Raw genomic sequence first — 22,934 nt, 5'->3', positions numbered from 1 at the left:
CCCGCGAAAGCGGGGTTTTTTGTTCACATTTTTTTAAATAGGTTGCATTGGCCCACCAACATCAAGAAATCTCAAATTTGGTTCACAACAAATTGCCATTGCAGAAACCGAAGTCGCAATTTGTGCGCACTGAACCTCCCACCTCTCTTGAGTTGCATGGGGTCTTGAGTAATTCATGGTCCGATTACCACAATCCCCGCCTCCGCCAGTTAAAATTTCCCCGGGCACACAGGAGACCGAAGCGGTTGAAGAATTGGCAGAAGTGCTTGTTCTTCTCTCACAGGAAAAAGAACTGACACTGCTCCAAGCCACCAGCCCTTCGTTGTTTTCAGCTACTAAAATTTTAGTAGCTTCCGGATCACCACCGGCAATTGTCAGCCGACTGCCGACTTCAAAATTTCCAGCAACATAAGCCGGACCTTGTGAGCCGATAAAGTTCGCCCAAAAAGAACCTTCTTTGACCTGTTCACTTGAACCAACATTCACCGGAGGTGGCGTATTACCATCTGGAAAAGGTTGCCCTGGTGGTGTCCATTGTGCCAAGACAAAACCGACTCCGACCGATAATGCGCCGGCCAGAATTACAATTTTTACGCTTGTTAAATATTTTTTCATAATTTTTAAAGTTTCAAGTCAGACTTGAAAATTAAATTATAATTTTTAATCATTTTAAACGCTCTTCAATTTTTTCTCTTTCCTCTGGCGATAAAACTTTAGCTTCCACATCCGCCCCCAAGACCTTTATTTCGATCTCCCTGCGCTCGTTAAAACCCAAATCTCTTTTCGCCCAACCAGCCAGTAGTCGATTTTCAATCTCTGTCCTTTCTTCGGCTGTCAAACTAACCCTCGTCTCCTGCACCTCAACAAAAAAACGGGTTTCGGACCTAATAACTATAAGTAATAAAATAATGGCAACAGAAATAGCAGAGAAAAGTCCGAGATAATACCATTTTACTCTTTTTAATCTCTTTTCCAATTCTTCAGAATAAACTTTATGAACCATAGTTTTTTATTAAATTTCTATAAAGAAGATACTTCTCGGGATTATAAATATTGGGTCACATTGATAGAATTCCAAACCGCCGTCAATTGATATTTCAGTCAATTTTGGACCGACGGTCGTATAAGACAATTCGCACTCGTCGTCATCATCACAATCAGCCACAACTATACCATCGCTCCGCCAAACATATTCCGGCTCTTCCGGCTCACCCTCTCCTGTTATAGATATGGAAGCACTCCAATTAACTGGCGTTTCGTCTAAAAAGAAGAATTTCCCGCCGGCTATTCCACCTTCAGCCGAGCAATTTACGACCGGCGGTGGCGGTTGCGGAGCGGGCACAGAAAATCTCACCGTTGTGTTTTTATCTAATGGAGTTCCGGAAACAATAAATTCGTATTCTCCTTCCTCCACATCACCCCCAACACTTATCCGAAGAATAATCTCGCAACTGTCATTTTGCATTGGTACACAAGGATTTTCATCACCACCAACTTTAGAAACAGAGATGCCGTCGTTGGGATTTACCGGATACGACAATTCTACGCTTTCTGGTTCCCCACTCTCTAAATCTATAGAAACAGTAACATCTCCTGATCCACCCGCAGGAATTGAAATTTCATAATTAGGAGACGAAGAGTCTAGAGAATAATCAAACTCGTCCGGCACTGCGTCTGGCAAGCCATACCAAACATTCGGCCAATCACCCGTCGTATCGCCAAAATAAATCCAACCGACAACCGGCCCACCCCAAGCAGCACCAAGTAATTTACCGAGCTCCGCATTATAAGTTACTCCGCCGTTACCATTACTTTGCGGGGATGGATAATTAGTTCCTGACATTGAAACCCAACCATCCCAGCCGTCATCCGGGTCATCCGTACCAGCTAAAAATCTAGCCCAGCCCTCAACCTTCCCGAAGGACGCTCCCTGTGAAAGCACAATTTTGGCATTGGTCGCTTCAGTACCACCGCCTTCAGGAAAACCAGACAAACCGCCAAATTGTAGCCAGCCAACATTGGGAGACCAAGCGGTGCCGGTCATAAGACCTGTCTCATTATTTACTTGGACAGAATACGAAACCCCCGGTGGGCAGTCCTCCGCTCCTTCCGACAAATCCACCTCGCAAGAATTGAAACTTATCCAGCCGATATTAGAAGACCAAGCGGCGCCATAAAGTTTTGTAAAAGTTGGAACCCCACCACCAATCTGGGCATTGGCAGAATTTAGACCGACAGAAAATAGAATAGAAAAAATAACGGGAAAAGCAAAATAAACAAAAACTCTTCCTTTTATTAGCGACGTAGAGCGAGAGAAATGGGAAAGCAAAGCTTTCACATTTCCGAGCCGACTTCGTCTGGCCAAAGGTCGACTCCATCGTGCCGACGGCTGACTTCGTCTGGCCAAAGGCCGACTCCATCGTGCCGACGGCCGAGGAGCTAATATAGGTTCAATACCGCGCGGCTCTGTCACGCGAATGGACGAGTAAAGCGGGTTCTGACAATACCCTGTGGCTTTGCCCCGGGGAGCCTTTATTATTCTCATCAAAATAAATTTAACACTAAATATCAAAAAAAGGAAGATACGAAACAACCCCGCCTAAAGGCAGGGTTGTTTCGTATTTTTAGTCAAGCAAGTTTCGGTATTTATCTTACAGAACACTCTTTCCAGAGATCAAGGAAGGTTTGAAAATCTTCTTGCTCAACAGAGCCATTGCCATTCATATCAGCCGAGATGTCTCTCAAAGTCCAAGCGTTTAGATAAGAGGTTAAGTCCCTAGTATCAATTACGTTGTCCTTGTTGAAGTCAGTTGAAGAACATTTGTCTAGATTTGGTGCGGGACAGCCCTGATTCCAAACTCTGACAAACATCCCAAAATCTAGGTGATCTACAACGTTATCTCTGTTTATATCAGCCGAGATGTCTTTAGCAGACCAGGCGTTCAAGAAAGCCAGTAAATCTCTTGTATCAACGAGGCCGTCATTATTCCAATCAGCAAGACAGCGTGTACCAACAAGACTTTCGGCAGAAACTCTAGCTGGGTTGGCAGTTTTCATCAAAGCGCCAAGAGTCACACTATCAGCAATTCCTGAAACAGGAATACTTCTGGCAATCTGAAATTTTCTAACCGCTTCTTCGGTTATTGAACCAAAGAAACCAGTTTCAGAAACTTCAGCTGGGAAATAACCCAAGCGTTTAAGATTGACTTGCAACTGTCTGACATTTTCGTTGTCTGAACCGACTCTAAGAATATTGCCGAATTGCAAACTTACCGGCATTACTGAAATCGGCTCAATCGATTTTGCCCTGTCATTAACTCTCGTATCATTGTCTGATTGGGCAAAAACCACACCAGACACGACGAAAGCCAAGACAAAAACCAAAACCACAGAAAAACTGACTCTAATAAATTTTGAATTTTTCATAATTAACTTTGTTTATAAAGTAAAATCTAAAGTAATCTTTCGTTTCGACCACCAATGAAGACGTTGTATTACACCCATTCTTACACCCCGAATTTGACTAATAAATTGCAAAAGAGTAAAATAAGGACACTTGAAGTTCGCCCTCCGGCGGACTTAATTTTTAGAAAAATAAATAAAATAAATGTTTGACCTAAAAGTAATAAATTCAGTTTTAGAACAGCTTGAAGAAGAAAGGGGTGTGCCGAAAGAAAAGGCCTTTGAAGCCATAGAGTCGGCTTTGGCCACGGCCTATAAAAAAGAATACGGCGAACGAGGTCAAATTATCAAAGCCCAGTTTGATCCGCAAACCGGCCAAGCCCAATTTTTCCAAGTAAAGATAGTTGTGGATGAAAATACCGCAGTTGCCGACAAGGAAGCATTAGAGGAAATCAAAGCTGAACAACAAGACGAAAAAGAACCAGTTAAAGAATTATTCAATCCGGAACACCATATCTGGATTGAGGACGCCAAAAAAGTTAAGAAGGACACGCAAGTCGGCGAAGAATTGGTCTTTCCTCTTGAATCTAAGGGGGATTTCGGCAGAATCGCTTCACAGACAGCTAAACAAGTCATAATCCAAAAAATCAGAGAGGCCGAAAAAGTGGCGGTTCTTAAAGAATACGGTGCACAAGAAGGGGAAATCGTCAGTGGAACGGTTCAGAGAATTGAGAGAGGAAATATATTCATAGATGTTGGTAAAGCAACTGGAATTTTATCTTTTGAAGACCAAATACCAGGAGAAAGATTTTCACAGGGAGAAAGAGTCAGGGCGTATCTCTACAAAGTAGAAGAAAGTGCTAGAGGTATTTTTCTACGACTCTCCAGAACAAACCCGAAGTTTTTGGAAAAACTTTTTGAAGCTGAAGTGCCGGAAATCAGCGCTGAAACAGTAGTGGTCAAGACAGTCGCCCGAGAAGCCGGTTCGCGCTCAAAAATCGCAGTCGCCTCAATTGACGAACACATAGATCCAGTCGGTTCGATGGTCGGCCAGCGCGGAGTCAGAGTTTCCACAGTAATGTCCGAGCTTGGCGGAGAAAAGATTGATATAATAGAATGGTCTGAAGATCCGAAAAAATTTGTTGAAGATTCCCTGTCGCCTGCTAAAGTCATGGAAGTTGAGATAGATGAGAAAGAAAACAAAGCGATAGCGTTTGTTACGGAAGACCAACAGTCACTTGCAATTGGCCGTGGCGGACAAAATGTCCGACTGGCCGCCAAATTAACCGGCTGGAAAATAGATGTCAGGTCTGCCAAAGGCGAAAATCTGGCGGAAGCGGATGCAACGGGAGAAACAGAGATCAAAGAAAACCTTACAGAATAATAAAAATATAAATACGGAATAATTATGAATCTTCTCCACGACATAGACCCGGGGACAGCGGAAAAAATGAATGTGATTATTGAAATTCCGCGTGGCTCAAAAAATAAATACGAAATTGATAAAAAAACCGGCTTAATCGCTCTGGATCGGACAATGCACACCGCTCAAGACTATCCGATGGACTACGGCTTTGTTCCACAAACACTCTGGGATGACGGCGATGCCTTGGACGTCATAGTTTTAACCACTTTTCCGCTCTTGCCTTCCGTTTTAGTCCGAGCAAGACCGGTGGCAATTTTAAATATGACAGACAGCGGGGATAGCGATGACAAAATTATTGCCGTTCCAGTTGATGACCCGCGTTTTTCCGAAATACACGATTTGGCAGACATAAACAAGCACACTCTAAAAGAAATCGAGCATTTCTTTTCAACTTACAAAAAACTGCAAAACAAAGAAGTTGTGATTCTTGGATTTAAAGGCAAAGACGAAGCGCAAAAAGCATTTTTACGCTCGGTTGAAATGTATAAATCAGAAGACCGGAAGTAAGAAAACTTAGATATTTACGTCTTTGTAATAAGTAACGAGTTTTTTTATAAGTTTAAATTTATTATTTTAACAAAAACCATATGAAAAAAAATTTCATTTTTGTTTTGTCTTTGGGGCTGATTTTTTCAGCGCCAGCCGTTTATGCTGAAGTTGAGCAAGAAGCGCCTTCCCACAGGATAAACGAAGAAATCAATAGAACTTTGGGGAATATTATTCCAGTCCCAGAAGAAAATGTGCAAGGAGTTAATCCAGTTATCCGCGATTCCAGAATGAATCCGGCATCAGTTTCGCCAATCAGAAGCGGAGCAATGCCTGGTCGGGCAAGTTTAACTCAAATTGCCTCTTTGGTACCGCCAGAAGACAGAATCTTTGGCGACCTTAATGGCGACGGTCACGTTGATTTCACAGACTTCAAAATATTAGTCGAATCGTTCGGACCTTGTCCTGCGGTTAGCACAAGTTGCCCAGCCGACTTAAATAACGACAGAACAGTCAACACACTTGATGCCCTACTCCTTTTGAACAACTTCACTAGATATCAAGAAGATCTTCCTAGAATTTCTGGAGTTTTGGAAAAGTGTCAAACAGTCAGAGCATCAGAGCTTCAGAGAAGGTGTTTGGCGGTCTCAATGCAAGAAGAGGAGGTTAGCTTGAGAAGCAAGAATGTCTCTCCGGCTCTAGTTGAAAGAGCTGTCAGCAGAGCAGAACTAGCTGGAACAATGAGCCCAGAGCAGATTGAAAGAGGCGTTGAAATGCGCGTCAGAAATTACCTAAAATACATGAGTAATATGCTGACCAGAATGACTGCCGCAATAGAGAGATTAAATAATTTGGCGGACAGAATTGAATCAAGAATCGAAAAAAGTGAAGCTGAAGGCCAAGACCTAACCCAAGCTAAAAATCTTTTGGCCGAAGCCAGAACAAAAATCGAAGACGCTAGCGCCAAATTAACGACAGTATCCCAAAACTACCAAGAAATTTTGACAGGAGAAAACCTGACGGAAGAATTTGCTAGAATTAGAGAACTCGTCCACAACTTGAGAAACACAATACAAGAAGCTCATCAGGCGCTTGTGGAGGTTGTCATAAGTATGAGGTCACAATAAAATTAAAAAGTTAAAAAAATTTTATGGATAATTTTGAAAACAACCAAAACGCAAACTCTCAAACATCATCTGGAGACTCCAAATCTTGGGGCCCAACAATCGGCCTTGTTATTATCCTAGCTTTGATAATTGTCGGCAGTTTGTACTTCTTTATCAACGATGAAAGTCCAATAGGCCCATCGGCCAATGAGCCATCGGTTACTGATATAGAAAACGAATTGGGAGACTTTAGAAGTTTGGACGATTCAGACGAGTTGGCATCGATAGAAGCTGATCTCGAAAAAACAGACCTTAGCAATCTGGACGCCGAGCTAGAAGCCGCGGCAAGAGAAATCGAGGAAATCTAACAACAAAACTCTATACTCTATTCTGAAACAAAAAATCCCGCGCTTCTGCGGGATTTTTTGTTTAAACCCCAAACTTGAAAATAAAAAGCAAAAAGTATATAGTGCCTGGACGATGACAAACAAAAATTACAAATTGGAAATAAAAAAACTCGGGAACGCCGAGATAGAAATTGACCTGCAAATTTCAGCAGAAAAACTAGCGGAGCAGAGAAAAAAGATTGTAAAAAGATACAAAGAAAACTTGGAGCTCCCCGGTTTTCGTAAAGGAAACGCGCCGGAAAAAATGATTATTGAAAAAGTCGGCGAAGCTCGGATTCTCGAAGACGCCGCTGAAGAAGCTATTAAAGAAATTTATCCGCAAATTTTGTTGGAACACAAAATTGAAGCTATAGGTCGGCCGGAAGTTACCATTACAAAACTGGCTTTAGGCAACGAGCTTGGTGTAAAAATTAAAACCTCAATAGTGCCGGAAGTTAAATTAGCTGACTACAAAAAAATCGCTTCGGAAGACAAAAATCCGATTGAGGAGGATCCTGAAGTTGGTGATGACGAAGTTGAAAAGGTAATAGATTCAGTCAGACAGGCCCGAAAACAGGAAGATGGGAAATTGCCGGAATTGGATCAAGATTTCGTAAAAGAGCTTGGAAATTTCACAGATTTAGAAGACTTAAAACAAAAGATCAAACAAAATTTAAAAGAAGAAAAGAAGCACCAACAAAAAAACAAAAAAAGGACAGCAATTCTGGAAAAAATAATAAAAGATTCAGAAATTGAATTACCGGAAATTCTAGTAAGAGGAGAGTTGGAAAAGATGTTGGCGCAATTTAAAGAAGAGATAGAAGTCGCCGGTATGTCATTTAAAGATTATTTGGAAAAAACCAAGGCCGATGAAGAGAAAATAAGGCAAGATTGGCGTCCACAGGCAGAAAAAAGGGCTCAAAGCCAGTTGGTGCTGAACAAAATAGCCGCTGTGGAAAAAATTACCGCTGACCCGAAAATCTTGGAGCAAGAAGTTGAAAAGGTTATTAAAGAATACCCGGGTGCTGATAGAAATCGAGCTGAAATCTTTGTAGAAACAATTCTTATAAACACAGCGGTTCTGGAGTTCTTGGAGAATCAGCAGTAAAATAAAAAAGGAATATTGCCAAAAATTAAAATTTAAAAATGGCGATTTGTCTTTTTTATGGAAACAAACAAAAAACTGGGATTTACTCTAATTGAAGTTCTAATAGTCATTGGGATTCTGGCCATTTTGGCTGGCATAGTTTTAGTTGCTATTAATCCGGGGCATCAGTTCGCCCAAGCCCGCGACACGCAGAGGGCTAGCGCAATCCACGCTATTTTAAATGCTGTCGGCCAAAATATGGCTGAAAATAGAGGCATCTTTACCTGCAACGGAGTAGAAAAAGAAATTCTAACAAGTCAGGATGACAATGGCTTGCCAACCACAGTTATAAAATCTGGAAGCTCGCAAGGAGAAATTGATCTGTATGATTGCTTAGTGCCAAAATATATTGCCGAAATGCCAATTGACCCAAAAGACGGGCACCTAAAAGACAAAACTGATTACAATACCGGCTACTATATCGGCAAGACGGGCGCCGAGGAAGGAAATAGAATAATAATTTACGCCCGGTCGGCTGAAATTGACGAGAACATTCCAATGAAAGTTGTAAGATAGCTACTTTTTGGGAAATATAAATTGTTTCCAAAAAGGATCCTCAATTAACCAGGAGCTGAATTCCACATTATTTGAGACTCTGTCGCCTTGTCCGTTTGGATTGTTTTGCGGATGATAAGGCCCGCTCGGATCTCCCCACCAGTTTGAAGTGGCGGTCGTTGTCCCGGTGCCGGTGTGATATATGCCGTAGGAGGTATTCTCTTTAATTGAGCTTTGAGTGACGGAAACATTACCGCTAGTCCGCCGGTAGATCCCATAATTGTTCTTCTCAATCAAAGTGTCGGCGAGGGTAAGTTGTCCGCCGTCCACTAAAAGACCTCCGGGATTGATGCCGCAGTAGGCGCAAGTGTAGCCGCCATAGCGCAAGACGGCGTGGGAAAGATCGGCTGAACCATTCTCAAAGACAGTGATTTGCCGCCAATTGCTGGGAGCCGGCGATGAATTGTTGCCATCTCCGTTGGAGTCACCTCCGATTGTGTCGTCTCGGTAAGAGGTGAAGTAGATTTTGTTTTGTTGGGTTCCTTGGGCGTAGAGGTTTCCGTAGATGTTGAAGCGGGAGGAGGTGTTTTGAAATTTGACGATGGTATTGGGGTTAATTGTGAGAGTGGTATCGGCCGGTAAGGTGACGGTGCTGATAATGTAAGGGACACCAGGGTTCCAGATTTGGTTGCCTAAAAGAGTGCCTGAAATGTGGAAGCCGTTGCCTCCGGTGCCTGAAGTAGTGTTCCCTTGGTTGATGAAGTTAATGTTGGAAATGGAAAAGTAACCGTCTCTTGTTTGGTTGTTCTGGAAAGTATTGTTCAAAAGCGAAACAGTAGTTGTGGCGCTGGCGGAAGCATAGATACCGGTATCGGAATGGTTGGAGATGGTGGAGTTGGAGAGATATATGTCGTGGTTGCCGCCGGTTGAGAAGATGCCATAAGAAGTGTTGTTAGAAATGGTGGAGTTGGAAATGCTTGTAGTGCCGGTGATGTTTTTGAAATATATCCCATAATTGTTCTTCTCAATCAAAGTGTCGGCGAGGGTAAGTTGTCCGCCGTCCACTAAAAGACCTCCGGGATTGATGCCGCAGTAGGCGCAAGTGTAGCCGCCATAGCGCAAGACGGCGTGGGAAAGATCGGCTGAACCATTCTCAAAGACAGTGATTTGCCGCCAATTGCTGGGAGCCGGCGATGAATTGTTGCCATCTCCGTTTGAATCACCGCCGACCGTATCGTCTTTGTATGAGGTGAAGTAGATTTTGTTTTGTTGGGTTCCTTGGGCGTAGAGGTTTCCGTAGATGTTGAAGCGGGAGGAGGTGTTTTGAAATTTGACGATGGTATTGGGGTTAATTGTGAGAGTGGTATCGGCCGGTAAGGTGACGGTGCTGATAATGTAAGGGACACCAGGGTTCCAGATTTGGTTGCCTAAAAGAGTGCCTGAAATGTGGAAGCCGTTGCCTCCGGTGCCTGAAGTAGTGTTCCCTTGGTTGATGAAGTTAATGTTGGAAATGGAAAAGTAACCGTCTCTTGTTTGGTTGTTCTGGAAAGTATTGTTCAAAAGCGAAACAGTAGTTGTGGCGCTGGCGGAAGCATAGATACCGGTATCGGAATGGTTGGAGATGGTGGAGTTGGAGAGATATATGTCGTGGTTGCCGCCGGTTGAGAAGATGCCATAAGAAGTGTTGTTAGAAATGGTGGAGTTGGAAATGCTTGTAGTGCCGGTGATGTTTTTGAAATATATCCCATAATTGTTCTTCTCAATCAAAGTGTCGGCGAGGGTAAGTTGTCCGCCGTCCACTAAAAGACCTCCGGGATTGATGCCGCAGTAGGCGCAAGTGTAGCCGCCATAGCGCAAGACGGCGTGGGAAAGATCGGCTGAACCATTCTCAAAGACAGTGATTTGCCGCCAATTGCTGGGAGCCGGCGATGAATTGTTGCCATCTCCGTTTGAATCACCGCCGACCGTATCGTCTTTGTATGAGGTGAAGTGGATTTTGTTTTGTTGGGTTCCTTGGGCGTAGAGGTTTCCGTAGATGTTGAAGCGGGAGGAGGTGTTTTGAAATTTGACGATGGTATTGGGGTTAATTGTGAGAGTGGTATCGGCCGGTAAGGTGACGGTGCTGATAATGTAAGGGACACCAGGGTTCCAGATTTGGTTGCCTAAAAGAGTGCCTGAAATGTGGAAGCCGTTGCCTCCGGTGCCTGAAGTAGTGTTCCCTTGGTTGATGAAGTTAATGTTGGAAATGGAAAAGTAACCGTCTCTTGTTTGGTTGTTCTGGAAAGTATTGTTCAAAAGCGAAACAGTAGTTGTGGCGCTGGCGGAAGCATAGATACCGGTATCGGAATGGTTGGAGATGGTGGAGTTGGAGAGATATATGTCGTGGTTGCCGCCGGTTGAGAAGATGCCATAAGAAGTGTTGTTAGAAATGGTGGAGTTGGAAATGCTTGTAGTGCCGGTGATGTTTTTGAAATATATCCCATAATTGTTCTTCTCAATCAAAGTGTCGGCGAGGGTAAGTTGTCCGCCGTCCACTAAAAGACCTCCGGGATTGATGCCGCAGTAGGCGCAAGTGTAGCCGCCATAGCGCAAGACGGCGTGGGAAAGATCGGCTGAACCATTCTCAAAGACAGTGATTTGCCGCCAATTGCTGGGAGCCGGCGATGAATTGTTGCCATCTCCGTTTGAATCACCGCCGACCGTATCGTCTTTGTATGAGGTGAAGTGGATTTTGTTTTGTTGGGTTCCTTGGGCGTAGAGGTTTCCGTAGATGTTGAAGCGGGAGGAGGTGTTTTGAAATTTGACGATTACTCCGGGCTCTAAAGTTAAAGTTACATTTTCAACCACCGTCACTGACCCCTGAATTAAATACACATACCCCGCTTTCCATGTTGTGTCTTCGGTGATATTTCCGGAAACATTTATTACCGGAAGTGGATCATCCCCGCCTCCACCAGGTGGAATCGGCGGACATTCTGTCCACCAGAAAACACCTGGATTTTGAAGGTCAATGCCACAATCTATAAAATTTGGATAACCAGGATAATATGTGTAATATTTTTTAATCCCATAAGGATCAAGTTTAGTACCAAACTGCCCTATTCCGTCCTTTGACCATTCAAGATGTAGATGAACTGTTCCCGGTGGATCGGTGAACCCAGTAGCACCAGCAATACCTATTAAATCACCTTCATTAACTGCCGTTTGTGTATAAGCGGGTAAGGGTGAGCTTTCTAGATGAGCGTAAACGGTATAATAAGGGGGTGAGCCGGTTTGATGGTCAATAACAACATAATTACCCCACGTTGGACTACCATTTGGTCTATACTCAGCTACTCCTCCCGCCACAGCGAGAATTTCAAACTCTTGCCAGTTTCCTGACTGTCCTTTGAAATAATCTATTCCTTTATGCTCATCTGTTTCCTGTTCATCATAGTACCATCCGTGCTTGAGAAAAACTTCAAGATCAGTAAAAGGTAGATATAATATTCTTGGGTTGGCAAAAACAGATAAAACTACAGCAAAGAAAATGAGTGTTCCAAAAATTATGCTTAATATCTTAGTGGTTTTCATAAGCAATTTCGCTAAAGGTAAATGATTGAATCACGTCCTCAAAAACAGACCTGTATTCTTGAAGTTGGCCAGTTCCCAAAGTTTCAAGATTCGGAATCCCTAAAGTGAGCACATAAAGCAATCCATCTCTACCAACAAAATATACGCTTTTACCTCCCCCGAGTTCTGTTTTGTAATCTACTCTTACAACTGATACTGGTGTTTGGTCCTTATAAATATTAAGGGTTGATTCAGAAACACTGGTTATTGTTTCAGGGCCTTTTCCGGTTCGTTCTACGATTGTGTTTTTGAAAGAACTTATTGGAGCGCAGTTGCAGGTGGATATTTCAATCTTCGCCCCTTGTATGAGATGGCCTTCCGCGCCCTCTTGCTGTTGTGCTACGGGGTCCCATAGTCCTACTGCCTCATAGCCGTTGCTTTTATAAGTGCCGAGCAACCAATCTGATAAATACTCAAAAGAATAACCGAGTTCTGGGTGAGTATAGGTTGTTGCTGGCTTTTGTGTATCAGTAATTATTGGGAGAATCGGGTCGCTAGAACTAGTGGTTTTTGATTTACCCTCCACAACATCTTTTTCTGTTTCAGAATTAGAAATAAGAGATTGTGTAGAATTCGTGGTGTCTGCTACAGCAAGTAAAGATAGAGTGAACAGACCCAAAACAAGAATAGTGATAAAAAGATGTTTTTGTTTGATCATCATATCGTTTTAAACGATTTTATAAATAATTTAAATTCCTGATAATCTTTTCGCATAACTTCTGGAACTTCGTTGTCATTAAGATAGACAACGGTATAGGCGTGAGGACTAATAACTTTTCTTTCTTTTCTATCGTCTGGAATAGTATTAGAAATAGTCAGACATTCTTCCCAGGATAGTCGTGTTTGTGTTTGCTCCATTCTTATACTGGAAAATTTACTATTTGGAAGTTCTCTTGAGGTTGCTAGATTGAATTCACACTGATCTCCCTCTACCTGTAAATATACTAAGTTTTTCAACTGTTGATCAGTTCTTTGAGCAGAATTTATGTTAAAGCGAATTTTACTCTGATCATTACCTGGTATGCCTATAACCATTGAAACTATTGGAGTTACCGGAGAAACTGCAACTTCCCCCCACTCCCTTGGATACCTAAACTCAAACCCTAACTCCTCATTTCGATACGTCTGCCAATCGGAAGTATCAACCTCCCCATTTTGGACAACTCCATTCTCCGGTGCGACGGCTCGGTTGGTGTTGAAAGCCCAAACCGCTCCGACTACAACCAGAGCTACAACAATAACTAAGACGATTATTGATTTTTTCATTTAAAAAAAATTAGATTCATAAAATTTGACCCGAAACAAAATATACTATCTAATCTAAATTTTTACAAACACTTTTATACACAAAAAGGCCTGAAAAACGTCAGGCATCACTACCCTATTTCGAGAGCCCACCAACAATCCGAAAAAACTAACCTCTCTGCCTTCTCGGTCGGCTAGACTGAAGAAGATATTTCTTAGGATCTTTATCTAGATCAATAAAATCATCAGCTACTTCTATGAGCCGGCTTGAAGCCGAGCGCCTGAAAGAAGCAACTTCAACCTGACAACCTTGATTGGTCTTAAGATACTCAACAAGAGGCACGAAATCACCATCACCCGAAACCAAAACAACAGCGTCAAGTTTCGGCGCAAATTTTATAGCATCAACAGCAATCCCGACATCCCAATCCCCTTTTTTAGCCCCGCCAGCAAAAATCTGGAGGTTTTTTGTCTTGGTTTCTATCCCAAGTTTAACCAATGCCTCAAAAAAGGCCTTTTCCTCGCCGGTTTCCGTCGTTATGACATAAGCAATAGCTCGAATTATGAGTCGATCAGAGACCGCGTCTTTTAAAACTTGCCCGAAGTTAACTCGAGCGTTGTATAAATGCTTGGCACTGTGATAAAGATTCTGGGTATCTATGAAAACTCCAACTTTCTGATGCGCGTGTTTAATTACAGACATAAAACACTTTAAAAACGAGAAGGATTCTCGTCGTAAAAATTTATCTTATAAAATAGGCATTATTTAACCTTTTTAAGTTCTAACTTTTTTAAAACAGACCTATATCTGGCCGGATTTTTTTTGGCAAGATAATTCATATGCTTTTGGCGTTTAGCAACTAGACCCAAAAGACCTCTTCTTGAATGATTGTCTTTATTGTTTTTCTTTAAATGACCAGAAAGCTCTTCTATCCTTTTTGTTAAAATGGCGATCTGAACTTCCGGGGACCCAGTATCAGAATCATGGATTTTTACAGCTTTTATGGCCCTTTGTTTCTTATTCTTTGTCAACATAGCTATATTCTAGCATAATTTAATAAAATATCAATTCAAAAAAATGGGGCTGCCAGACTTTCACCTTTCGGTTCAGTCTGGACAGCCCTTCCGGGGTCAACGGTACCTTTCCTGGCGACTGTTCTGGTCGCCGATGACTGCTCCCCCGACGCCACCGATGATCGCACCGGCGGCCGCGCCCTGCCCCATGCTACCGGTAAGGGACCCAAGTCCCATTCCAGCCAGAGCCCCGAGCGCGGCGCCAGACAAGGCACCTTCCCCGGCATTTGAGCAGCCGGAACCGAACGCGACCACGAACAGTAGCGTTCCTGCCGCCGCCAAAGGCGCGGACTTCTGCCTTTGCCTTTTCATTCCCCGCTCCTTTTTCTTGTCTCTCAAGAAACCAACAGCAACAAGCCGAAGGTCCAAGAGGTTTTCGAAAAATCTACCTTTATTATAGCAAAACAAAGCAAAAAGTCAATTAAAATAGGTAATGTCTAAACACTTTTGGCACTTTTTACTAGATTTAATGGATGTGTGTAAAAATGGCCAAAAATAGGGCACCGCTTGTGGTCATCTTAATCTCCAAAGAGAAACTGGGTTCCGCCGAATCCAAGACTGCCAAGCACAAGGGCGGTCGGTTTTTCATTTTCATCCGTGTTATCATTTAGCCGTGAAAATCATATCTTGGAACGTAAATGGCATAAGGGCTTGCTATAAAAAGGGTTGTTGGGATTGGTTTTTGAACGAAAAGCCCGATATTCTCTGTCTTCAAGAGACCAAAGCTCATCCAGACCAACTTCCGGAAGAGGTCAGAAATCCTCAAGGATATTTCAGCTTTTTTGACCACTCCAAAGAAAAAAAGGGCTATAGCGGAGTTGCCATTTATTCAAAAGACAAACCGGACGCAGTTGAAGAAGGAATGGGGCAAGAAAAATTTGATAAAGAAGGACGGCTTTTAACGGCTTATTTTGGTGATTTAGCTTTAATAAATGTCTATTTTCCAAACGGCGGGAGCGGGCCGGATAGATTAAAATTCAAACTTGAATTCTACGAAGAATTCTTAAAATTCACAGAAAATCTAAGAAAAATGGGGCTTTCTGTCATATTTTGTGGAGATATAAACACCGCACACAAAGAAATTGATCTGGCCAGACCAAGAGAAAATTCAAAAAACACAGGTTTTCTTCCAGAAGAACGCGCGTGGATAGACAAAGTCATAGCAAGAGGATATTTGGATGTATTTCGTCATTTTTACCCCGACATAAAGGAAGCTTACACCTACTGGGATATGAAAACTTTTGCCAGAAACCGAAATGTTGGTTGGAGAATTGATTATTTTTTTGCCAGTCAAGATCTTATGCCAAATTTAATCTCAACAAAAATACACAGCGAAATCTTTGGTTCAGACCACTGCCCTATTTCTTTAAATATAGCCAAATAATCATTACTCGTTCGAGTTATCCACATATTTGTCCTTTAAAAACTTTTATGTCCTTTATTAATTTGTATAATTAAAAAGGATGTCTTTTAGGCAACCTCTGTTGCCGAGTAGATGTTGTTCTTCAGCGGTTCAACCGCAAAACGCCCGAACGGAGATGTTCGATAAATACACACTACAAACTTCATCTTAAAAACTAGGTATAATTATCTGATATTTCTGCTCGTGGCGATTAAAGACAAAAAAGCCTCGCAACCGCGAGGCTTTGTCTGTTTCAAGTGAAACCTGTATCTTGGCTATTTAACATAGTATTTTCCACGAATTTCAGCCAATTTTTTGTTTTCCTCCTCTTCCTTCCTACCTTTTGCGCTTTGCCCTATCTTCTCAAGTTCTGAATTTGCCAATTTTGATAGCTCAACTGCCCTATTTTCTAAGTATTTTTCATCATTTAAAGACGGGTCATCCAAAACATCTTCAAGTAGTGCGTGCAGAATAAAACCTATTCTTGGTCCGGGTGTTTCTTGTGTAACTTCCATTATTCTCGCACCATCTATCTTTAGCATAGATACAGAGACTGGGTCAGCAATAACCTCTTCTATCATTGAATGGAATTTCCTTAATCTATATGGGCTTTCTTTTGGCCTCCCTGTTCCTATTCGATCACAAGACCTTAAATCCATTAATTCCCAAATATCTTCTTTTCCCACATTCGCAACCAATCTTCTCACCGCAGAAAGTGTTATTTTATCGGTGTCAGAAAAGAACATGTGCCATCTAACCAGTTTAGAAACTTTCTCAACCGTTTTCACGGGAAACTTCAGTCTTTTTAATATTCTCTCTGTTTCACGTGAACCAACAACATCGTGACCGTAAAAAGTCCAATCCTTTTTTTCTTCTGACCACCTCCTAGTATTTGGCTTTGAAATATCGTGGAATAGAGCTGATAGTTTCACGTGAAAAGACATATTTTTGTTGGCTGCATGCTGTAAACTCTTTAAAAGGTGCGTCCAAACATCGTAAGAATGCGCTTTATTTTGTTTTATCCCAACAGCTCTTTCCAATTCTGGTAAAAATTCTTTTAAAATACCTAGCTCTTGGCAAAGAATAAGGCCATTTTCTGGGCTTTTTGACATTATTATTCGAGAAAACTCATCTCTTATCCTTTCTTGAGATATGTTTCTTATGAAACTCGAACCGGAAACAATCGCTGTCCTTGTTTGCTTTTCAATTTCAAATCCCAACTCCGAAGCTAAACGGACAGCTCTTAGAATTCTTAAACCGTCTTCTCCAAATCTTTCTTCTGGTTTGCCTACGGCCTTTATAATTTTGTCTTTTATATCAACTTGTCCTTTATATGGGTCAATAACTTGTCCTTTATGTGGGTCTAGAGCTATGGCGTTTATAGTGAAATCCCTACGGCTCAAGTCTTTCTCCAATGTTGTCCCGAACTTAACTTCATCTGGCCTTCTAAAATCAGAATAGCCGGTCTCTTCTCTGTAGGGGGTGATTTCTACGACTTTCAAAGTCTCGTCTAAATTTCCATCGTCTGGCGAATCGTTAACAACCCCGACAGTACCGTATTCATTTTCGTAGAATGAGTTTTTAAAAATCTTCATTATCTCGTCGGGTAGGGCATTGGTGGCAAAATCCCAATCCTTCGGTTTCAATCCAATAATCAAATCTCGAACACAACCGCCCACAAGATAAGCTTCAAAACCGGCATTTTTCAACTCTTCGGCAATTTTTATTATTTCCTTAGGAATTTTAGGATTGTTCAGATGCATAATCTTAAATTTTATTACAGACTTTGATTTTTCGCTAATTTTTCAATATAATTTTAGGCATCGCCCCCGTAGTTTAATGGATAGAATAACCGGCTTCGAACCGGTTGATGTGGGTTCAATTCCTGCCGGGGGCACCGCGTTGGAAAAGTTAATCATTGGATTTTTGAGTGAAAAATGACCTGAAATATGGCTGTTTTTTATCTTCACGAAACCTTGACAAACTAGTATAAATTGCTATACTAATATTTAGAGCAATCACCATGATGGCTTGTTCACTTCACTCAGCGATCTTGGGACAACTCAAGACGCAAAGAAGAAAGGAGTAGTACCATGTCGAGTCTAGTTCTTTTGAATCGCGAAGGAGAAGTCGTCCGCAAACTCTCGTTCGTCACCCTGCCGGATGACTTCGTCGTTCCGGAGGGGATGACTGTGAGTTGGAGGATGGGGATTAATGTCTCTTCCACAGATCCGCGAGAGGGTTGGCGCGGCCCCCAGGAGCCGTTGGAAGCTTACTTCTACCTCGGCAACGCACATGGACAAGTGTGTCGCAATGGGTTCAAGGAGTACGAACAGAACGATCAGCATCTTCTGCGGTTCGGCTCTCGAAACTTGATCTTAACCGTGCAGGGCACTTCGGCGAAGGATGTGATGAAGTTGCGTGAGCGCATCCTGCATATCATCCACTCGGGTGCAAGTTGGGACGTCAGCAACGACCTCAATCCCAATCCGAAGAAGAGCTTACTGCATGAGCTCAAGAAGATGGTGGGAATGAACGAGTAGAACATCCCTCCACAGCCAGGCCGCCTAGTAGCGAAAGCGAACGGTGGTCTTTTCATTTTTAATAATTTAAAAGAACAAAGAATTTGCCGCCAAGACTGAAATTCGTTAGAATTTCAGTAATCCGAACTCCGACAAAGAAAAACATTGTTTATAATAACTAATAAATGATGACCGATAACCAAAACTAACAACAAATTACTCTGGACAATGAATTTATTATTCTGTTATTATGGTTATCGTTAACTTTTACAAGTTAAAAGTTTTAATGATACTGCGGGTATAGTTTAGTGGTATGACAGGTCCTTGCCAAGGATCAGACGGGAGTTCGATTCTCCCTACCCGCACACTAAATTTTTACCATTGGTTTTTACCCTGTGCCGTGCGCTATCACAAAATTATCGTGCGGACACACTAGCATCAAAATATAACTTCTTAACGACAATATCTGTGGATAACTCTGGGGAAATGTGCATAAAGGACAAAATTTTATTGGACAAAAAATTATTATTTTTCACCCAAAAATCCTTTGTTTAAGCCGTAAAAATGGTATTTTCATTTAAAAGTCAAAAAGACAATAAAAAATTGCCGGAACATTTAGAAACAGGGGAGTTAGGTGAGGAAATTGCCTGCAAATTCCTCAAAAATAAGGGTTATAAAATACTTAATCGTAATTTTAGACGAAAATTTGGGGAAATAGACATTGTCTCTAAAAAAGACATTTTTTATTATTTCATTGAAGTCAAAACTAGTCTTGAGAAAGAAGATAGGGAATTGAATCGGCCGGAAGAAAGAGTCGAGAAGCATAAGATAAAGAGAATCGGCATGGCTGTCCAAACGTATTTATTACAAAATAAAATGGAAAATTCTGATTGGAAATTCGCGGTAATTGCAATTCTATTAAGCCCGGACCGAAAAACAGCAAAAGTCCGGATGATTGAGGACATTCTGCCGGAATAGAAAAATTAGATAGAAACCAAATCTTTATTTGATCGAGACACCGAGAGTGTTTCCCACCCTCATAACATGCTCCATCGTTCTATTCCGAACACAGGCCAAGAAGTTGGCTTGCTCACCCCTCACCCCACTTCGTTTCGTTCGGAGCGCCGAGAATCGAACTCGGACCGCATGGTCCCAAACCATGTATACTACCGTTATACTACGCTCCGTCTTTTTTCTTCAACATCGCTATGCTAGCATATTTCTCAAGAACAATGAATGTTTTAATGAAAAGATTTCAAAGAAAAATAGAGGACTTTGAGTGTTTGAATTGCAGACAGTTTGTGAAAGGAAACGGCTACACCAATCATTGCCCCGTTTGCCTTTGGAGCCGGCATGTAGATATAAACCCGGGGGACAGGGGCTCGGACTGCGGTGGACTCATGAAGCCGATTTCTTTTTTCAAGAGAAGCCAGAAAAATCTATTGTTGCACAAATGCCTCTCATGCGGTTTAGAAAAAACAAATAAGTTGGATGTAAATGACGACTTCCAGAAAGCTTTAGATGTTGATAATTGAGGGATAAATATTTTGACTTTTCTAGATATAGTGTATAATAGGGAAGAATCTGGCTAAAAGCCGGATTTAATAATTATCAATACATCCTGATTTGTCTGCCGCTAAAATAAATTTTTGATGGCAGGTTTTGCAGGGTTAATATAAAAAACAATGGACGACAATCAAACACCAGTAGACAACGGAGAAGAAACTACCCCGGCTCCTGAAACTGAAGGAACAGAAGGAGGTGGAGAAGGTTCTATGTAACTTTCACTGACTTTTCAGAAACAAAAACCTCGACAAATTTGTCGAGGTTTTTGTTTTTTGCTAGTATTTTAGAGTTTAGAAAAAGGGCGGGATTAGTTAAATGGTATAATAGCGGTTTTCCAAACCGCGGTCGGGAGTTCGATTCTCCCATCCCGCACCGAACGTAGTGAGGAAGGGATGAGCAGGCAAACTGCTTTGCCTGCGTGGAGAATCGAAGGTCGGAGCTTCTCGCCAAAGGCGAGAGCGAGACGGGGTAGCGAAATTTTGCGAAGCAAAATATTTGTGACCGATTCTCCCATCCCGCACCGAACGTAGTGAGGAAGGGATGAGCAGGCAAACTGCTTTGCCTGCGTGGAGAATCGAAGGTCGGAGCTTCTCGCCAAAGGCGAGAGCGAGACGGGGTAGCGAAATTTTGCGAAGCAAAATATTTGTGACCGATTCTCCCATCCCGCACCGAACGTAGTGAGGAAGGGATGAGCAGGCAAACTGCTTTGCCTGCGTGGAGAATCGAAGGTCGGAGCTTCTCGCCGAAGGCGAGAGCGAGACGGGGTAGCGAAATTTTGCGAAGCAAAATATTTGTGACCGATTCTCCCATCCCGCACCAAAACAAAAACATCCTGCTTTTAGCAGGATGTTTTTGCAGACCTTATGGAAATTCCTTTTCTCTTGAGCCGTTATTTTACAGCGTCTTTAAGACCTTTGGCGGCTCTAAACTTAGGAACCTTCATTGAAGGAACCTGAATACTCTCGCCGGTGCGAGGATTTCGAGCGGTTCTTGCGGCGCGAGTTTTAACTGAAAAGATACCGAGGCCGGCAATAGAAACTTCGTTACCTTGTTTCAAGGCACTAATAATTGAATCAACTACCGTATCAACGGCCTGCTCGGCTTGAACTTTGGTACCACCGATCTTGGCGTGAACGGCCTCCACAATTGATGCTTTATTCATAGTAAAACGATTTTTACTGATAAATTGTCAGAAAGGAAATTCGACTTTTCCTTATTCCACAAAGCTTTCTTGCTTTATAGCTCAAAAAACATTATATATCAAGGTTTTTTAAGAGCAAGTGTTCTTCACAATTCAAATCTAGACGTTCCAGGAAAAAATTATTATCTGATATCCTCTCTACTGCTGACCCCTACCGAGCATATTCTACAACTCTAGTTTCTCTAATAACAGTTACTCTTATTTCACCCGGATATTTTAGCTCATTTTCAACTCTTAAAGCTATATCTCTAGCCATTTTTTGGGCATCTAAATCAGAAACTTGATCTGGAGTAACAAAAATCCTGATCTCTCTTCCGGCTTGCAGAGCGTAAGATTTTTCAACCCCCTTAAATGAATTGGCTATTGCCTCAAGCTCTCCAAGGCGTTTCAAATAGTTTTCCACCGTATCTCTTCTGGCGCCCGGGCGTCCCCCAGAAATAGCATCAGCCACCTGAACGATTATTGACTCTATGGTCTCGTAAGGGTATTCACCATGATGGGCCTGCATAGCTTTTATAATCTCTTCGCTAGCGCCAAACTTTTGAAGAATTCTGCGTCCGATCTCGACGTGGCTACCGGCTACTTCATGGTCAAGGGCTTTGCCGATATCGTGTAGAAGAGCGCCGGCTTTAGCTACAGCAATGTCTGCCCCAAGCTCTTCGGCAAGCATTCCAGCAATATGGGTCATTTCAATTGAGTGTTGGAGCACGTTTTGACCATAACTGGTACGGAAATGGAGTCGGCCTAGAATCATAATAATTCTTGGATCAAGATTCAAAACCCCGCATTCGTAAGCCGCTTGTTCACCTTTTTCTTTAATTATCTTGCTAATTTCCTCTTTTGATTTAGCAACCATCTCCTCAATTTTTACCGGCTGAATTCTGCCATCTAAAATAAGATTTTCCAAAGCCACTTTAGCAACTTGACGTCGGATAGGGTCAAAAGAAGAAAGAGTGATAGAGCCCGGTGTGTCATCAATTATAACTTCAACGCCAGTTACCCGCTCAAAGGCCTTGATATTACGCCCTTCTTTGCCGATAATTTTACCCTTCACTTCATCAGAAGGAATTACAACGTTTGTGGTCATAATGTCTGAAGAAACCGAAGACGCCAACCTCTGAATCGTAGTAGCTAAAATATCTTTCGCCTTTCTCTCCAAGCGCTCATTTGCTTGGGATTCAAGTTTTTGCATCCGGGCAACCAAATCTTCTTCGCTCTCTTTCTCAACAGAAGCAAAAAGTTCCTTTCTGGCCTCGTCCTTGCTTAATTGACTTATTTTCTCAAGCTCCGATTGACGTTGTTTCAAAACCTCATCAACTTTATCCTTAATCGCCCTGACTTCAACAACTTTCTGTCTTATACTTTCAGCTTCTTTGTCTATATCAACCTGCCTTTTATCCAAAAATTCTTCTTTTTTTATCAACCTCTCTTCTTGCCTCTTAATTCCAACCTCTCTTTCTTTGATTTCTTTTTTTGCTTCTTCAAGAAATTTTCTGGCTTTTTCTTCAGCTTCCGAAACAATTTTCTTAGCTTCGGTATTAGCTTCAAAAATTCTCTGCTTGATTTCAAGCTCAACAGAACCCTTTTTGCCAAGTGAAATAATCCAACGCAAAAAGTAGCCAAAAGCGATTCCGGCTAAACCCGCCGCTATAAGCAACAGCAACACTATTTTTAACGACATAAAAGCGAATGAATTCGCTTTCTTCTGAACTTTCTATTTTCTAACGCAGAAAAATCCTAAAAAGGAAGTAAAGAATTTGGTAAGATTGGTTTTTTCTTGAACATGACCTGAAAATTTAGGAAAAATCCGAAAGAAAAGCTAAAAAGAAGCGAAATCATCAAATTAAAAAAATAAAAGTACTTT

Annotated in this window: 24 protein-coding genes and 4 tRNA genes; 14 read left to right on the top strand and 14 right to left on the bottom strand. The window is 41.9% G+C overall.

Annotated features, from left to right (window positions below; translation table 11 throughout):
- Positions 1 to 33: 33 nt before the first annotated feature.
- The 4 genes from QY304_03125 to QY304_03110 form a co-directional block, all read right to left on the bottom strand.
- On the bottom strand, positions 34 to 615 hold the full coding sequence (locus QY304_03125; GenBank protein ID WKZ26358.1) for a hypothetical protein: 582 nt from the start codon (positions 613 to 615) through the stop codon (positions 34 to 36).
- A 49-nt stretch (positions 616 to 664) separates the two neighbouring features.
- Positions 665 to 1,003 (bottom strand): hypothetical protein, encoded by a 339-nt coding sequence (locus QY304_03120; GenBank protein ID WKZ26357.1) that lies wholly within the window; start codon positions 1,001 to 1,003, stop codon positions 665 to 667.
- 9 nt (positions 1,004 to 1,012) lie between these two features.
- Positions 1,013 to 2,338, bottom strand: a complete 1,326-nt coding sequence (locus QY304_03115; protein ID WKZ26356.1) for a hypothetical protein — start codon at positions 2,336 to 2,338, stop codon at positions 1,013 to 1,015.
- A 308-nt stretch (positions 2,339 to 2,646) separates the two neighbouring features.
- Entirely contained in the window at positions 2,647 to 3,426 is a 780-nt protein-coding gene (locus QY304_03110; protein ID WKZ26355.1) for a GC-type dockerin domain-anchored protein, read from the bottom strand.
- A gap of 181 nt (positions 3,427 to 3,607) precedes the next feature.
- On the opposite strand from QY304_03110, the gene nusA reads away from it, so the two are divergent.
- From nusA to QY304_03080, 6 genes are all read left to right on the top strand, one after another.
- A complete protein-coding gene (nusA, locus tag QY304_03105; protein ID WKZ26354.1) occupies positions 3,608 to 4,786 on the top strand; it encodes a transcription termination factor NusA in 1,179 nt (392 codons plus the stop codon).
- A gap of 24 nt (positions 4,787 to 4,810) precedes the next feature.
- Entirely contained in the window at positions 4,811 to 5,335 is a 525-nt protein-coding gene (locus QY304_03100; GenBank protein ID WKZ26353.1) for an inorganic diphosphatase, read from the top strand.
- Between the two features lie 80 nt (positions 5,336 to 5,415).
- Positions 5,416 to 6,441, top strand: a complete 1,026-nt coding sequence (locus QY304_03095; GenBank protein ID WKZ26352.1) for a dockerin type I domain-containing protein — start codon at positions 5,416 to 5,418, stop codon at positions 6,439 to 6,441.
- A 23-nt stretch (positions 6,442 to 6,464) separates the two neighbouring features.
- A complete protein-coding gene (locus tag QY304_03090; protein ID WKZ26351.1) occupies positions 6,465 to 6,788 on the top strand; it encodes a hypothetical protein in 324 nt (107 codons plus the stop codon).
- 112 nt (positions 6,789 to 6,900) lie between these two features.
- Entirely contained in the window at positions 6,901 to 7,914 is a 1,014-nt protein-coding gene (locus QY304_03085; GenBank protein ID WKZ26350.1) for a trigger factor, read from the top strand.
- 57 nt (positions 7,915 to 7,971) lie between these two features.
- Entirely contained in the window at positions 7,972 to 8,469 is a 498-nt protein-coding gene (locus QY304_03080; protein WKZ26349.1) for a type II secretion system protein, read from the top strand.
- On the opposite strand, the gene QY304_03075 is transcribed toward QY304_03080, so the two are convergent.
- The 6 genes from QY304_03075 to QY304_03050 all read right to left on the bottom strand — a co-directional run bounded on the left by QY304_03075 (position 8,470) and on the right by QY304_03050 (position 14,787).
- Positions 8,470 to 12,021 carry a right-handed parallel beta-helix repeat-containing protein gene (locus QY304_03075; GenBank protein ID WKZ26348.1) on the bottom strand — a complete coding sequence of 1,184 codons (3,552 nt, stop codon included), beginning with the start codon at positions 12,019 to 12,021 and terminating at the stop codon, positions 8,470 to 8,472.
- A complete protein-coding gene (locus QY304_03070; GenBank protein ID WKZ26347.1) occupies positions 12,008 to 12,721 on the bottom strand; it encodes a hypothetical protein in 714 nt (237 codons plus the stop codon). Before QY304_03070 ends, QY304_03075 begins: the two co-directional genes overlap by 14 nt.
- On the bottom strand, positions 12,718 to 13,326 hold the full coding sequence (locus tag QY304_03065; protein WKZ26346.1) for a hypothetical protein: 609 nt from the start codon (positions 13,324 to 13,326) through the stop codon (positions 12,718 to 12,720). Before QY304_03065 ends, QY304_03070 begins: the two co-directional genes overlap by 4 nt.
- 148 nt (positions 13,327 to 13,474) lie before the next feature.
- A complete protein-coding gene (locus QY304_03060; GenBank protein ID WKZ26345.1) occupies positions 13,475 to 14,008 on the bottom strand; it encodes an NYN domain-containing protein in 534 nt (177 codons plus the stop codon).
- Between the two features lie 59 nt (positions 14,009 to 14,067).
- Complete coding sequence (gene rpsO, locus QY304_03055) at positions 14,068 to 14,340, bottom strand: 30S ribosomal protein S15 (protein WKZ26344.1); 273 nt, start codon at positions 14,338 to 14,340, stop codon at positions 14,068 to 14,070.
- Between the two features lie 96 nt (positions 14,341 to 14,436).
- Positions 14,437 to 14,787 carry a glycine zipper domain-containing protein gene (locus tag QY304_03050; GenBank protein WKZ26343.1) on the bottom strand — a complete coding sequence of 117 codons (351 nt, stop codon included), beginning with the start codon at positions 14,785 to 14,787 and terminating at the stop codon, positions 14,437 to 14,439.
- Positions 14,788 to 14,864: 77 nt separating this feature from the next.
- Between QY304_03050 and QY304_03045 the strand changes: the two genes are divergently transcribed.
- Together QY304_03045 and QY304_03040 are read left to right on the top strand one after the other, a co-directional pair.
- Entirely contained in the window at positions 14,865 to 14,990 is a 126-nt protein-coding gene (locus QY304_03045; protein WKZ26342.1) for a hypothetical protein, read from the top strand.
- Between the two features lie 2 nt (positions 14,991 to 14,992).
- Positions 14,993 to 15,763 (top strand): exodeoxyribonuclease III, encoded by a 771-nt coding sequence (locus tag QY304_03040; protein ID WKZ26341.1) that lies wholly within the window; start codon positions 14,993 to 14,995, stop codon positions 15,761 to 15,763.
- A 293-nt stretch (positions 15,764 to 16,056) separates the two neighbouring features.
- On the opposite strand, the gene QY304_03035 is transcribed toward QY304_03040, so the two are convergent.
- Complete coding sequence (locus QY304_03035; GenBank protein ID WKZ26340.1) at positions 16,057 to 17,544, bottom strand: CCA tRNA nucleotidyltransferase; 1,488 nt, start codon at positions 17,542 to 17,544, stop codon at positions 16,057 to 16,059.
- 62 nt (positions 17,545 to 17,606) lie between these two features.
- On the opposite strand from QY304_03035, the gene QY304_03030 reads away from it, so the two are divergent.
- The 4 genes from QY304_03030 to QY304_03015 all read left to right on the top strand — a co-directional run bounded on the left by QY304_03030 (position 17,607) and on the right by QY304_03015 (position 19,281).
- Positions 17,607 to 17,678: transfer RNA gene (locus tag QY304_03030), tRNA-Arg, on the top strand.
- A gap of 196 nt (positions 17,679 to 17,874) precedes the next feature.
- Positions 17,875 to 18,324: a hypothetical protein gene (locus tag QY304_03025; protein WKZ26339.1), complete on the top strand. Its 450-nt coding sequence runs from the start codon at positions 17,875 to 17,877 to the stop codon at positions 18,322 to 18,324.
- Positions 18,325 to 18,597: 273 nt separating this feature from the next.
- Positions 18,598 to 18,668 (top strand) — tRNA-Gly (locus QY304_03020).
- A gap of 199 nt (positions 18,669 to 18,867) precedes the next feature.
- Positions 18,868 to 19,281 (top strand): YraN family protein, encoded by a 414-nt coding sequence (locus QY304_03015; protein ID WKZ26338.1) that lies wholly within the window; start codon positions 18,868 to 18,870, stop codon positions 19,279 to 19,281.
- A 138-nt stretch (positions 19,282 to 19,419) separates the two neighbouring features.
- Here the strand turns inward: QY304_03015 and QY304_03010 are convergent.
- Positions 19,420 to 19,490 (bottom strand) — tRNA-Pro (locus QY304_03010).
- A 57-nt stretch (positions 19,491 to 19,547) separates the two neighbouring features.
- Here QY304_03010 and QY304_03005 point away from each other — a divergent pair.
- Complete coding sequence (locus QY304_03005; protein ID WKZ26337.1) at positions 19,548 to 19,838, top strand: RNHCP domain-containing protein; 291 nt, start codon at positions 19,548 to 19,550, stop codon at positions 19,836 to 19,838.
- Between the two features lie 332 nt (positions 19,839 to 20,170).
- Positions 20,171 to 20,241: transfer RNA gene (locus QY304_03000), tRNA-Gly, on the top strand.
- A 517-nt stretch (positions 20,242 to 20,758) separates the two neighbouring features.
- On the opposite strand, the gene QY304_02995 is transcribed toward QY304_03000, so the two are convergent.
- Both QY304_02995 and rny read right to left on the bottom strand, forming a co-directional pair.
- Positions 20,759 to 21,031, bottom strand: a complete 273-nt coding sequence (locus QY304_02995; protein WKZ26336.1) for an HU family DNA-binding protein — start codon at positions 21,029 to 21,031, stop codon at positions 20,759 to 20,761.
- 190 nt (positions 21,032 to 21,221) lie between these two features.
- Positions 21,222 to 22,751, bottom strand: a complete 1,530-nt coding sequence (gene rny, locus QY304_02990; GenBank protein WKZ26335.1) for a ribonuclease Y — start codon at positions 22,749 to 22,751, stop codon at positions 21,222 to 21,224.
- Between the last annotated feature and the right edge of the window lie 183 nt (positions 22,752 to 22,934).

Source organism: Candidatus Paceibacterota bacterium, assembly GCA_030583745.1.
Lineage (GTDB): Bacteria > Patescibacteriota > Minisyncoccia > Phycocordibacterales > BOKC01 > BOKC01.
This window is presented reverse-complemented; position numbering and strand designations above follow the sequence as displayed.